This window comes from Solibacillus sp. FSL W8-0474 (assembly GCF_038004065.1).
GTDB lineage: Bacteria > Bacillota > Bacilli > Bacillales_A > Planococcaceae > Solibacillus > Solibacillus faecavium.
In genome coordinates this window covers 626562-640292 of record NZ_JBBOQJ010000001.1, presented here as the reverse complement: position 1 = coordinate 640292, position 13731 = coordinate 626562, and the positions used below count along the sequence as shown (strand labels likewise).

10 protein-coding genes and 2 pseudogenes are annotated in these 13731 nt (G+C 30.7%); 1 reads left to right on the top strand and 11 read right to left on the bottom strand.

Going from position 1 to position 13731, the window contains the following annotated elements:
* Window position 1: 1 nt before the first annotated feature.
* The 3 genes and pseudogenes from NYE67_RS03265 to NYE67_RS03255 form a co-directional block, all read right to left on the bottom strand.
* Window positions 2–1090 (bottom strand): glycosyltransferase family 4 protein, encoded by a 1089-nt coding sequence (locus NYE67_RS03265; RefSeq protein WP_340729152.1) that lies wholly within the window; start codon window positions 1088–1090, stop codon window positions 2–4.
* A gap of 5 nt (window positions 1091–1095) precedes the next feature.
* Complete coding sequence (locus NYE67_RS03260; protein ID WP_340729150.1) at window positions 1096–2244, bottom strand: glycosyltransferase family 4 protein; 1149 nt, start codon at window positions 2242–2244, stop codon at window positions 1096–1098.
* Between the two features lie 156 nt (window positions 2245–2400).
* A pseudogene (locus tag NYE67_RS03255) lies at window positions 2401–2742 on the bottom strand (transposase); the annotation flags it as partial.
* Between the two features lie 541 nt (window positions 2743–3283).
* Between NYE67_RS03255 and NYE67_RS20770 the strand changes: the two are divergent.
* A pseudogene (locus NYE67_RS20770) lies at window positions 3284–3457 on the top strand (transposase); the annotation flags it as partial.
* A 189-nt stretch (window positions 3458–3646) separates the two neighbouring features.
* Here the strand turns inward: NYE67_RS20770 and NYE67_RS03250 are convergent.
* The 8 genes from NYE67_RS03250 to NYE67_RS03215 are packed head-to-tail and all read right to left on the bottom strand — an operon-like array spanning window position 3647 to window position 13634.
* Window positions 3647–6145: a glycosyltransferase gene (locus NYE67_RS03250; RefSeq protein WP_340729149.1), complete on the bottom strand. Its 2499-nt coding sequence runs from the start codon at window positions 6143–6145 to the stop codon at window positions 3647–3649.
* 7 nt (window positions 6146–6152) lie between these two features.
* Window positions 6153–7442 (bottom strand): FkbM family methyltransferase, encoded by a 1290-nt coding sequence (locus tag NYE67_RS03245; RefSeq protein WP_340729148.1) that lies wholly within the window; start codon window positions 7440–7442, stop codon window positions 6153–6155.
* Window positions 7443–7458: 16 nt separating this feature from the next.
* Window positions 7459–8748, bottom strand: a complete 1290-nt coding sequence (locus NYE67_RS03240) for an ABC transporter ATP-binding protein (protein WP_340729147.1) — start codon at window positions 8746–8748, stop codon at window positions 7459–7461.
* 1 nt (window position 8749) lies between these two features.
* On the bottom strand, window positions 8750–9526 hold the full coding sequence (locus NYE67_RS03235) for an ABC transporter permease (protein ID WP_340729146.1): 777 nt from the start codon (window positions 9524–9526) through the stop codon (window positions 8750–8752).
* Between the two features lie 36 nt (window positions 9527–9562).
* Window positions 9563–10513, bottom strand: a complete 951-nt coding sequence (locus tag NYE67_RS03230; RefSeq protein WP_340729145.1) for a GDP-mannose 4,6-dehydratase — start codon at window positions 10511–10513, stop codon at window positions 9563–9565.
* 15 nt (window positions 10514–10528) lie between these two features.
* Complete coding sequence (gmd, locus tag NYE67_RS03225) at window positions 10529–11497, bottom strand: GDP-mannose 4,6-dehydratase (RefSeq protein ID WP_340729144.1); 969 nt, start codon at window positions 11495–11497, stop codon at window positions 10529–10531.
* A gap of 46 nt (window positions 11498–11543) precedes the next feature.
* Window positions 11544–13121 carry an O-antigen ligase family protein gene (locus tag NYE67_RS03220; RefSeq protein WP_340729143.1) on the bottom strand — a complete coding sequence of 526 codons (1578 nt, stop codon included), beginning with the start codon at window positions 13119–13121 and terminating at the stop codon, window positions 11544–11546.
* Between the two features lie 18 nt (window positions 13122–13139).
* Window positions 13140–13634, bottom strand: coding sequence for a tetratricopeptide repeat protein (locus NYE67_RS03215; RefSeq protein ID WP_340729142.1), 495 nt, complete (start codon window positions 13632–13634; stop codon window positions 13140–13142).
* Between the last annotated feature and the right edge of the window lie 97 nt (window positions 13635–13731).

Here is a 13731-nt window from a genome sequence, read left to right as displayed (position 1 = left end):
TCTATAACACCTCTTCGATATTTTTAAATAGTTTATATGCACAAGCTTTCCATGTATATTTTGCACTTTGTATATAGCCTTTAGTAACTAATACTTGCTGTAATTGCTCGTCATCAAGTAGGCGATCTACTTGCTGTGCTATATTTTTAGTATCCGTTGGGTCACAATACAACACTGCATCTTGAAGCACTTCAGGCATAGAAGCTACATTCGAGGCAATAACAGGACATCCGAGCAACATTGCCTCTAAAGGTGGTAATCCAAATCCTTCATAATAGGAAGGGAATACAAAGCATTTAGCATGTCTATATAATGAACGAAGCTGTGCATCTGAGACATATCCTACTAAATGCACATTCTTTTCACGAATAAGACTTGTTTTATTATAAATTGGATTTTTCTTATCACCGACAATAACAATGTCCATCTGGTGGTTCTTTGTTTGCTGCAACGATTCCACTAAGCCATTAAAATTTTTGTTTGGGTTTAAGCTACTAACTGCTAAAATATATTGTTTTGGTATTAGACGTTGAGTTTTTAAAATCGCTTCATCTTCTTCAATATCTTTCAAGTGATCAATACCAATATGAATTGCTTCAATTTGTTCTGGCTTCATTGGATAATATTTCAATAACTCTTCTTTAGAAAAATTAGATACCGTGAAAATTTTTCGTACACGCTTTGGTAAAATATGATGTAATAGTTGGTACCATGTACGAAACGCAAAAGAAAAATTTTGTTTGTTAGCAGAGGCGGATGCATCATGAATTGTTACAACTTGTTCACTGTTGAGAATTGGTGCTGTATTGCACAAATTAATTAACATTCCATCAAAAGTAAAAAATGGGAGCGTAAATTGCTCCCATAGCTGACCATTAAAAGGACCAACCTTTTTAAGTTGGATGTGCTTTAATGACAAATCAGTATTTACTTTTGAAGGAATAAGCAATGTAAATTCATATTTGTTATTTTCTATTTCATTTGCTTCGATTAATAAATCAACCGCTTTTATAACTTCAAGTGCATAGCGTTGCACTCCAGTTAATGTTTGACCTAAAAATCTCCCATTCAAATAAATTTTCTGCTTCACCATTTTCACCCCTGTAATGCTTTTTTATATACTTCAATTGTTAGTTGTGCTGTTTTTTCCCAAGAAAACTTGCTTGCTTGGTTTAAGCCTTTTCTTACAAACTCTTCATGAAGTGGTGTATCCGTACTAATATCATGCATCGCTTTAGTCCACCCATCCACATCATTCGGATCCAATAGTATGCCACCATCTCCCACAACTTCTGGAATACATGATGCATTTGATGCAATGACCGGAATTTCACACTGCATTGCTTCTAAAAGTGGAATGCCAAAGCCTTCATAAAATGATGGGAACGTAAAAGCTGTTGCTCCAGAATAAATAGCAGGTAAATCTTCGTCTGCTATGTACCCTGTAAAAATAACATCATTTTCTAATCCTAGCTCTGTCACAAGCTCAAAAATCGGATTAAACTTCCAGCCTTTTGCTCCAACAACAACTAATTTTTGTTGTGAACCAAACTCATTTTTCAATTTCGCTAAAGCTTCTATTATAATAGGTAGGTTTTTTTTAGGCTCTAGTGTGCCTAAGTATAAAAAATATTTATTTGGTAAGCTATATTTAAGCTTTACTTGCTCAATTGTATCATCCAATTGCTTTTTATAGCGTTCATTTGCTGCAGAATATACAACATGAATTTTGTCTTCTGGATAATCGAAAAATTCTAGAATATCTCGCTTTGTATTTTCTGAAACTGCAATCAATTGATCTGCATGCTTAATTGAATATGGTACCCATCGCATCATGTAATCATAAATATTTTGCTCAACTACATTTGGAAATTTCATAAATGCCAAATCATGGATTGTTATAACCTGCTTTGCATAACGCGTCGGCAATGAGATGAAATTTGTTCCATGGAAAACTAAATTATCACGTTCATTTTTCTTTGAAAATAAATCTATTGGTAAACTATAGAAAAATTTTGAAGGACTTAAACGACGGATTACTTTGTAAGGATATATTTTATTTTTTAAATAAAGTTGTTTATCTGTCAGCTGAATTTCATTTAAACGCTTAAAATTAACTGTCTGATTTGTTATAAGTTGTGTTTCATAAGTTAGATTATTAAATTCTTTTATTAAGTTTTCAGTGTAATTCCCAATACCTGTTTTTTTCCCTAGTAAAGGCTGCGCATCAATTAATATTTTCATTGTAGCACCTTCTATCAATTAATTTCATATACTGTAAAAATTAATAATATTTTATTTCAATTGAATTAATTTCATAAATCGATTTTTTTAAGAACTTAGACTGCTCCGTTGTTAAAACTTACGTTTTTAAAAATTATGCAGCTGCTTGTAATTTATTTAACTGCACGTTATATGATCGACTGCTAACTTGCAGGCATTATAAATAAACGTCACGAGGTTGAAATGCAATTTTGCTTTTCTACCTGTTCGATGACGGATGTTGTTTAACTGAAAGTGCTGTTTTAAATAGGCGTTTACCCGTTCAACTGCGATCCGCTCTTTGTAGAGCTTTTTCCGTAGGTCTGAGCCACCTGCTGGATACGTATATTTTCGAATATCCGTTTCACATTTGATTTTGAACACCTTTTGAGAAAACGAATCATCACGTAATGGACAGGTTTTCCATTCCTTCTGGCGTGTGAATTTAAGGGTCTTGTACTTTACATCAAAGCTATCGTAAGTTGGACCCTTTTATACCTAAGGAATTAGAATTATGAAATTTACTCAATTAGATATTCTATTTAATTTAAAGTTATTGGTTATAATAAACACTGATATTATTTTTTTAATTCATAAATTTCAAAATCATTAAAGCTTGTAATGTAATTTGACTCATTATAATATTTTTTCAAATTATTCAAGCCCTCATTTTTACTAACTATTATTAATTCATTAGACAAAATAAACTACAGGTGCCTGATTATAATTGTCAATAATTTCAGTTAATTATAACGATTCGTCATAATTAGTTTTAGTAGTCATATAAACTGGATTTGATTTAAAGTTCATACCAAATATACATTTCGATGTGAAATTACGAACCGTTGTCATGGTCGTTCCATCGCGGATGTCGCACGTGAAAACGAGCTGCCGTACACAAAGGTCGAACGCTAGTTTTACACGTATGCATCGGATCAATTGGTCGAAGAAACGGTCCAACATATTTGTGTGGATGAGTTAACGATACCAGTTTCACACATATGGTGTCGTTGCGAAAACCGCTAAGACCGTGATTGCACGAGAAGAATTGCTGATCCATACCATCTGTTCGCTCTTCTCAAACAGCATCATGGAGGGGACAAATAATAAAATTAAACTCATCAAAAGACGTGGGTTTGGTTATCGAAACGATGCTCATCTGTTCCTTCGATTACGATTGGAAACAGGGCATTGATTTTGTCATCCCCGGACTTACAGTGATGAACAAAAAATTACTATAAATAACGGAAATACCTAAATTTAATAGTATTTTTTAATGCATTTATATATTAAATATTTCGAGCTTAATATAGAGAAGTAAAACTCACTGCTAATAATTTCTTTTTTTAAGGCTGGCTAAATAAAATAACCAGCCTTAAAAAAATCACTTTAGGTAAGCAAGGGTTTTAGAAATATTAAAAATTTCCAAATTATTTATACCTTTATTATCTTTAATGAAATTTGCAAGTTCATTAATTTGCTCTTCAGTTATAGTTGTCTTCACTTTATAATTTAGACACTCTAAATATTGTTGGATTATAATTTTTAAATCAAGGTTTGTTTTTGAGTATTTACGAGCTTCAATTTCATAATTGTTTATTTCCCCAAAATTGTTTAATAAGCTTTCTATTGCCTGCACAATTTTATTAACTTCTTCTTGTTCAGTTAAATTTTCCGGAGATGGTAGCTTTACAATACATTTGTCTGGAATTTCCGAGAAGCTTCCTAAATTATTTACAATAATACATTTCCCCTTAGCTAATAGCCTCATTAAGCTTCCAGAGGTTTCTCCATTATATGGATATCTTAAATTTAACGCAATATCTGTAGCATCCATATAATTTTCAAATTCATCAAGTTCCGTATATCCAGTAATTGTTACAAATTCCTCTAGCTTATTTTCTTTTAGGAACGTACTTAACGGTTGCTGAAAAGTATCCGTCGGTTTACCAACTAAGCATAATCTTAGATTTTTATTTTTTCCTACTAATTCTTTAAAAGCCATTAATAATGGAATTATTCTTTTTGTATCATGAATAATTCCAAAAGTAGATAAAACAATAGAATTAACATCTATACTTAATTTCTCTTTCGCCTCATCCTTATTTACAAGCGGTTCAATTTTTGCATAATGTGGAATTTTGACTACATCGTGGTTAATGTTTTTTAAGAGTAATTCTTTTTTAGAATAGTCACTATGTACAATTATCTTTTTAGCATAATTTGTAACAAAACCATTCGTAGGCATTTCATATATTTGAGGAGCAACTATATCTGCAGCTAAATCTTGGATATAATTCTCAACAGACTGATTATTATAATCTTCTAATAATACATTTCTATATTTATGGTATTTTGATTTATTATTGTATAAATGATCAACAAGTGCATGTAAATTGAAATCATGTAGAACTACAATTCCACTATAGGTCTTAATGTATTCAAACATGTATTCATGAAAATCACTATTTCCAACTTGATATATTATTTCATCATAACTGTTATTAAATTTCTTATGACTATAAACATTGATATTAAAGTCATTTAAGATTTCTGTAGTGTAATTATCATCTATAAATACATCGACCTCTACATATTTTCCTAAATCTCTTAAAATATCAAAACTATAATCGGAAATACCCGATTCAATTGGTGGGAGAGGTGTGAAATATGCAATTTTTTTAATCTTTTTTAATTTTATCTTTTGATCAAATGTTAAGAATATCTGTAAAGATTTAGCAGCTACTTCATCCCATTGGAATAGTTTTAATCTTTCATAGCCTTTTTCTATTAGCTCTTCTAAGTTTGTTTGTTCTAAGATTTCTACCAAACCGCGAGTTATATCTTTTATATCAAAAGGATCTACCAAAATAGCTGCTCCTGCTGCTATTTCACCTAAACTCGAATTATTAGAAGTTAATACGGGCGTTCCACAAGCCATACCTTCAACTACTGGTAAACCAAATCCCTCATATTTTGATGGAAACGCTACAATATGAGCTAAATTATAAAGTAAAACTAAATGAGCAGTAGGTATAAAGTTAGTTAATATAACCCGATTGAGTACTCCATGCTTTTCAGCTAATTTATAGTATTTTTCTTGTGATACTTCACTTAATTTGCATGCAACGACAAGTTGATAGGTTCCTTTTAGGTGATCTGGCAATTTTGAGAAAGCGATAATTAAATCTCCAATATTTTTTCGATCATCGTCCCCGCCTGTACATATAATAAACGGGTCTACGATATTATAAGCATCTCTTATAGTAGCAATATCATCATGAGTAATTTCTTTTTTTATAAACCATTCATCTGTACCTGCATAAATTACACTAATATTATCGCCATCATATTGGAAATTATTTACTAAATCATTTTTTGCACTTTCAGAAATAGCTAGCAATTTATCCATTTTTAAAACATTTTCAATTTGCTTCATATAAGTACGTTTTATATCTTTATTCGGCAAATAGCGATCTTTAAAAATATATGGAATTATATCATATAATGTTCCTACAGTTTGTACATCCTTAAACCATTCTAAATTATATGAAACTAAACCATCAAATGGAGATGTAAAGTAAAAAACATCTATACCATTTTCTAATAAAAATTTCTTAATTATACTTTCAAATATACTACTAAACCTTTCATCTTTCCCTAAAACTTCTTCTGGGCCAAGATAATAGTAATGCTCCGTTACATTATCTCCATAATTTAGTAACTGTTTCAGATTACAATCCTCATAGAAATTTAGTAGGAAATATTTATTTTTCTTATCTTGTTTTAATAGGCTTTTCAACTGACTAGTGGTATAATTACCAATTCCTCGATTTTTTGAACCTGGTCCTAGTACAGCTAACATATCAATAGCTATATTCATAACTTACTTACACCTCTAGTCGACTTTTATCTATAAATATTGAATTAATACCTGTATAAGCATACTCGTCGTATCCCTTACTATGTAAAAATTCTTTAATGGTATTATTCTTTGAATTAGAATTCAGTGTTTTACTATATTCAATCATCTCCGCCACAATTAACATCGGGCGATAATTATCAAAGTCAATAGTATTTAAAATTTCAAGGTCTTTCCCTTCAATATCAATCGATAAAATAGTTGGTGCTGTTTGTAAATATTTTTCCACAATAGAATTATAAGTAATAGTTTCTACTTCGATTTTATCAACTATCTCTAAATCCGGATTAATCTCACAGAATTTTTCAGCTGCTTCAAAATCAGGAGTACTTAATCCATCACCATTAAGAATATAAAAAGTAACTTTATTCCCTTCTTCTGTATCAACCACATTGTGTAAGATGATATCTTTATTTCTATACAACTTTAATTCAGGTAGTAACTTTTCATTTGCTTCTACTAGTACTCCTTTAGCACCTTTTCTATAGAAATAATACGTATTACTCATTTCTTTTGCATGATTTGCACCAAGATCAACATATGTTACTTCCTCAATGGGAATTCCCAACATTAATAAAATATAGGCTAAAATTCCATCCTCACCAGATTGACTATATGTCATTTTTTCAAAGAAATTTTCTTTGTTGTTTTCTTCATATCCAGTATGAATTAAAATTGAATTATATTTTTCTTCTACCTCTGTCATCTTAGTAGATATTATTCCATTCGATTCATTATTCATTTCTAAGAAAATCTTTTGTTCATGAATTATTTTATTGAAGTTACTTTCAATCAAATTAAGTTTTTCATTAAAGCTTTGTTCTAGTAAGCTCAATCTTTGTTCATAATTTAGTTCAAAAGTATTTTGCTTATTAGCATTTTCAGAACTAATCATTTTTACATTTTCTATTTTAGAATTTAAATCTTCAAGTATACTATATATAGAAATAATGGCTTTGGTACTAGACGTATTAAATGTCGATTGTTGCTGTGTAATTGGATTTAAGTACCACTTTAATAATCTCCTCACTACTTTTTTCCCGAAAATTATAGGTGACCCTAAAACCTTTCTATGAGAAGTGAGATTTTTATGTGCAGGGTTATCTCTATTCAAATCCATAATTGCAAGTTCTTTTTGGAGCTCTAAATTTTTCGCATTAGTATTTTCTTCTACATTTGCAAATATATTAGGGTCCTCACTTATTAGATTCATAATTTTTTTATAGATAACTTCATGTGCTATACTTTCGAATTTCATTTATTTAGCCCCTTGATTAGTTAATTTTCCAATGGTGTTCAATAGAATGTACACCTATTGATTGATCGTTAGAAACAACTGCGAAATCCATATAGTATTTTATAAAATCTAAGGCTCTATGATGTTTGTCAACTACAGCAACATTTAATTTGTATTTGCCTGACAAAAGATTTAATTGAGGTATTTCAAATTTAATTTTTCCTATTTCGTTTATATCAGTTAGATTTAATTTTGCTATCTCAGTATTTGTACCATAGACTTGATATTTATCTATTGTATATATTCCCATACCGAATATATACTCTTCTTGTTTTTTATTTATTTTATAATCTATCTCTATACATACTTTTTCACCGGCTAAGACAGTGTCGGTTTCAATACCACTATTATTAACTATTTTTGCGTTTGTTATTTCTACTTCTTTACTTCCCCACCTAACATCTTCAGGAAATATTTTATTTGAATTCTCTATTTTTTCTTCTATAGTAGCTACTTTTTCAAGTTCTTCCTTAATATGCTGAGATTCAACTTCAGTTTCTTTTTCAAACTCTTTTAGTCTTCTTTCTACAAATTGCTCATTCATGTGCTGATTATATAAATTGATTACGTAATCTGAATTTCCTTGTTCTACAATCTTGCCTTTATTAACCCAAACTACACGGTCACAAATTTTTTCTAAAGTACCTAAATCATGTGCAACAATTACAATTGTAGCTCCACTACTTTTAAATCCTTCAATTTTCTCAAAACATTTTTTTTGGAAGTTTAAATCCCCTACAGATAAAATTTCATCTATTAATAAAATTTCTGGATTTACATTTATTGCAACTGAGAAAGCTAATCTCATATACATTCCTGATGAATATGTTCGAACTGGATTTTCAATAAAATGCTCTAATTCTGAAAACTTAATAATATCATCAATTTTGGCATCAATTTCTTTATTCGATAATCCAAAAATCGATCCATTCATATAGATATTTTCTCTACCAGTAAAGTCTGGATGGAACCCAGCACCTAACTCTATTAAACTAGAAATTCTTCCATTAACTTCTATAGTACCTTCTTCAGGATATAGAATTTTGGATATTAATTTTAATAGTGTGCTTTTTCCACAGCCGTTATGACCAATTAAGCCTACAGTTTCTCCCTTTTTAATATCCAAACTAATACCATTAACAGCTTGAAATAATTCATGATCGTTACTTCTTAAATTTAATAATTTCTCTTTCATTGATAATGGTTTATCTTTAAAGATTTTAAAACTTTTCTTAACATTTTTTATAGATATTGCAATATTACTCATTCTATAAGTCCTCCGCAAAGGTTTTTTCATACGCTTTAAATACAAAATAGCCTATAACTAAAGTAAAAAATCCAACTACTGCTGAATATAAAAGTGCTGAAAAATTTGGTGTTTCTCCAAATAAGAAAATATCTCTAAACCCCTCAATGATAGCTACCATTGGATTTAAAGAAATATATTGTTGCATAATTTCCGGGAATATTGATAACGGGAAAATAATTGGAGTTACATAAAACCAACAAAAGACAACAATTCCAATAATGTGTGCTACGTCTCTAAATTTAACATGCAACGCTGAAAAAATTAATGCTAATCCTAAAGCAAAGATAAACTCGATAAATAAAATAAATGGGAACCATAATAAATTCCACGTTAAATCAATACCCGTAATTATAAGGGCAGGAATTACAATAGCCAAACTGTAAATATAATTCATTAAATTAGTACAAACTGTACTTAAAGGCAGAATTATTCTCGGAAAATATATTTTTGTAACTAAGTTTGAACTATTCAAAACACTTGTAGTCGCATTTTGAACAGAACTTGTAAAAAATATCCACGGTAATAATGCTACAAAAAGGAACATTGGATAATTCTCTTGCTGGATTCTTAGCATATAAGGAAATACTAAGGAATACACTGCCAGCTGTAATAAAGGATTTACAAAAGTCCAAAGAAATCCTAAGAACGACCCTTTATATCTCGACCTTAATTCTCTTTGAACCATGCTTATTAACATATGTCTATAATTAAATATAGATTTAATTTCATTTAGCATAAAAGTTACTTCCACCATTCTTAAAAAGAATTAAAATTAATTATTTTTCAAAAATAAATATATATCTTTCAGACTTTTTTCAATCGAGTATTCCGGAATCCAGCCTAATTGCTCTTTTATTACCTCATTAGAGCCGTAATATTTTTTGAATTCAATAGGTCTAAATTTTGATGCATCTATATTTACTTTAAATCTTTTATTAGAAAATGATAAAAAGTAGTTCAATATATCCGTGATAGAAATTGGTTTTTCACTACAAACATTATAAACTTGTCCTAGTATACCTTTAGTTATAATTAAATGATACGCACGTACAATATCTTTTACATCTGTAAAATCTCTTTCGCTTGATAAGTCACCTACATTAATGGTAGGTGTTGAATCGTTATTTTCCAGTTCAACAACTTGCTTAGCAAAATCAGTAGTAACAAACCCTTCAGACTGCCCTGGACCAATATGATTAAACGGTCTTACATGAACTACATTTAACCCATGTGCTTTATGATATTGTTGAATTAACATTGAAACAGCAGCTTTTGACGCCCCATAAGGACTCATTGGACGTAGAGGTGTTGTTTCTTTAATTGGTAGTTCATTTGCTTCTACTCTTCCATACTCTTCTGAAGATCCAACCGTCAACAACCTCATATTTGGATTTTCTCGCTGATAACGCACACAAGCATCTAATAAAAAGATTGTTTTATTCACATTCGCATAAAATGTTCCTTCTTTATCTTCCCAAGATTTCTTGACGTTACTTTGACCTGCTAAATGAAAAATATAATCAGGCTTTATAGATTGTAATAGATATAAGATACCTTCTTCGCTATTCAAATCATTTTTTATTATTTTCACATTTCCGTTCTTTAAACAAAGCAAGGGGGAATCCTCGCGAGAAGTCCCCCATACCTCTATTCCATATGAAAGTAAATGATCAGCTAAATACTTACCTACAAAGCCTTGAACTCCTGTAATTAGCGCTTTCATTCTTATCACTCTCTCTTACTTAGCAATTTTTTTATACTTCTTTAAGTCTTCGTCTACCATCATTTTAACTAACTGTTCAAACGAAACTTCAAGTTCCCATTTAAGCTCTTTTTTAGCTTTTGAGCAGTCACCTAATAACAAATCTACCTCTGCTGGACGTACAAACTTTTCATCAATTACAACATAATCTTTCCAGTTTAATCCTACATGACTAAATGCGATTTCAACAAACTCTTCTACCGTATGTGTTTCACCTGTTGAGATAACATAGTCCTCGGGTTTATCTTGTTGAAGCATTAACCACATTGCTTTTACATAGTCACCAGCAAAGCCCCAATCACGTTTTGCATCTAAGTTACCTAAACGTAATTCTGTAGCTAAACCTAACTTGATTTTTGCAACCGCATCTGTAATTTTACGAGTAACAAACTCTACACCGCGGCGTGGAGACTCGTGGTTGAATAAAATACCTGAACAAGCATACATATCAAAACTTTCACGATAGTTTACAGTAATCCAATGACCGTATAATTTTGCCACACCATATGGACTACGTGGATAGAATGGTGTTGTTTCTTTTTGTGGAGTTTCTACAACTTTACCATACATTTCTGACGATGATGCTTGATAATACCTTGCATCGGGTTTAGCAATACGCACTGCTTCTAACATATTTGTGACAGCTAAGCCTGTAATATTCCCAGTTAAAATTGGCTGTTCCCATGAAGAACCTACAAATGATTGTGCTGCTAAATTGTATACTTCATCTGGTTGAATTTTTTCGATAATACGAATTAATGAAGATAAGTCTGTAATATCTCCTGATACTAATTCAATTTCCCCTTCAAGGTGTTCAATATTAACCATAATTGGCGTACTAGTTCTTCTTACTAAACCGTATACTTTATAACCTTTTTCTAATAATAGCTCAGCTAAGTATGAACCATCTTGACCTGTAATTCCTGTAATTAATGCTGTTTTCATTTTAAATGCCTCCGAATATATGTGTTTTACTACTTTAGTAAAAATATTACTTTACTATTTCTTCTTTTCTATTCTGTAATCCCATCAAAATACCAATCATAACAAATAATGTTCCTGTCATAGCTGGCGTAGTATCATTAAATAGTGCCTGCACTAAAAACGATAGCCATATAATCCCTAAAACGACACTTGTATTTGATTTTGAATTAAACTTTATAATTCTAATTAAGGTTTCTTTTAAAGTAATTAGAACAAAAATCATAAATAATACTAGTCCTATTATACCTGTACCATAAAGTAAACCAATATAAATATTATGTGGTTTATCAACAATTGTTTCTATTAATAAATTCCCTCTAGCCTCTAATTGATAATGAGGGAAATGATACGTAATTGTATCAATACCGTAGCCAAATAATGGACGCTCTGCGACAAGTTCTAAAGTTTCTTGCCAAATATAAGTGCGCCCTGTACCTGGACTCCATGCTGGTGCTGGTAAAACTGGTAATTCAAATGAATTGTCCGAAGCAGCAACCTTTTCACCAAATAAGGTGAATGAAATATCTTTAGTGCTTATAGGTGAACTTTCTTCAAGTTCCTCTTTAGTATAAGGATTTTCACCTGAGTAAAAGAAACCAATTGATTCTGCCCATACTTTTTCATTTTGTAACGATAGAATATGTAACGAGCCACCCATAACTACTATGAATGATACCAAGACTATAACAGCTTTCTTTATACTATTTGATTTAAAGGCTATCCAAAGAATAAACGGAATTACACTTAAGAAGGTTACAAATCCATTCGTTGATACTGCCATTAACATAATAGCGACCGAAGCACATGCTGTTACTACACCTATTGCACTTTCATACCCCTTTTTAGCCACAACCGCCCACGCTAAATACATCACAGTCATCATGGCAAACATACCGCTCATGTAGTTCCACTGATTTAATGTTCCTAGTAATTGTGAACCTTCACTTATATTAGCACCCTCTGGCAGCATAATTGATACTAACTTTTGCATAACGTCCAATTGTAACAAATCATTACCATAGAAATTTTTCACCATAATAAATAAATTTATAAATACAAAAGGAATCATTGTGTACATTATATAGTTAACGACATTTTTAGGATATGTAATATTCATTGCTACAAAAAATAATACTATATAACAAATCCATAAAATTGCACCTTCTGAACGGTTATATTGTCCGTTTAATGCTACCGAAATATTTGGAGACATAATTGTAGAGACTAGTATCGCTAATACAAATCCCCCTAACGCATAGTTCAAGGATGTTTTCTTAATTTTTCCGTTCATGAAAAATAACTTAGATAAAAAAATTAATAAAATAATAATTGTTATCACTATAATAAATACAGCCTTATAATGTGTGAACAAGTCACCCTTCACCCCGGATGACAATACATCTACGTTAGATATAAGAGGACTAATAAATTCCTCAACATTTGCCATTACGATTAAGGGCATAAAACCAAGTATCACTAATAATAAACGGAAAATCCATTTATCCGCATTAGCACGAGATTGAACATTTTCTTGTTCATCACTGATAGAATCAGATTTATGTAGTTCTTCGTAAAATGAAGCCATTTTATCTTACCTTTCCTCTTACATAGTCTCGATTTGATTCAATATTTCTGTAACTCGTTCTTGATAAGTAGGATAAGATTCAGGAACCCAACCCGATTCACGGCATTTTTCTAATACTATTTTCGCTTCATTGTATTTCCCTGAAAAATAAAGTACTTCTGCAAATTGCAGCATAAACATAGGATCTTCTACCTTATGAGGATTTAGATCTAATGTTTTTTGAAGAAGAATTACAGCTTGTTGAAAATCGCCCTTATTCGCAGAAATTATACCACCCAAATAGTTTATCGCTTCTGTGTTTGGTTTTTTTAATAGTAATTCATTAATTAGTAATATAGCATCATCATTATTTCCTTCTTGATATAATTGATTAGCTTGTTGAAAAATCATATCTTCTGCTGCAAAATCTTTATCTTGTTTACTGGCAAGTACTTTAGCAGAAAGAAAACCAACCGCTATTAATATAATGATACCAAGTAATATATACTTTCGTGTAGATTCAGTAAGCTGCATTGTTCACAATCCTTTATGTAATGAAATTTTGAATGACAGTCTTATTATACACTAATTTGAGCTTCTTTTCCTTAAAATCCTTTAATTTCATGCATTT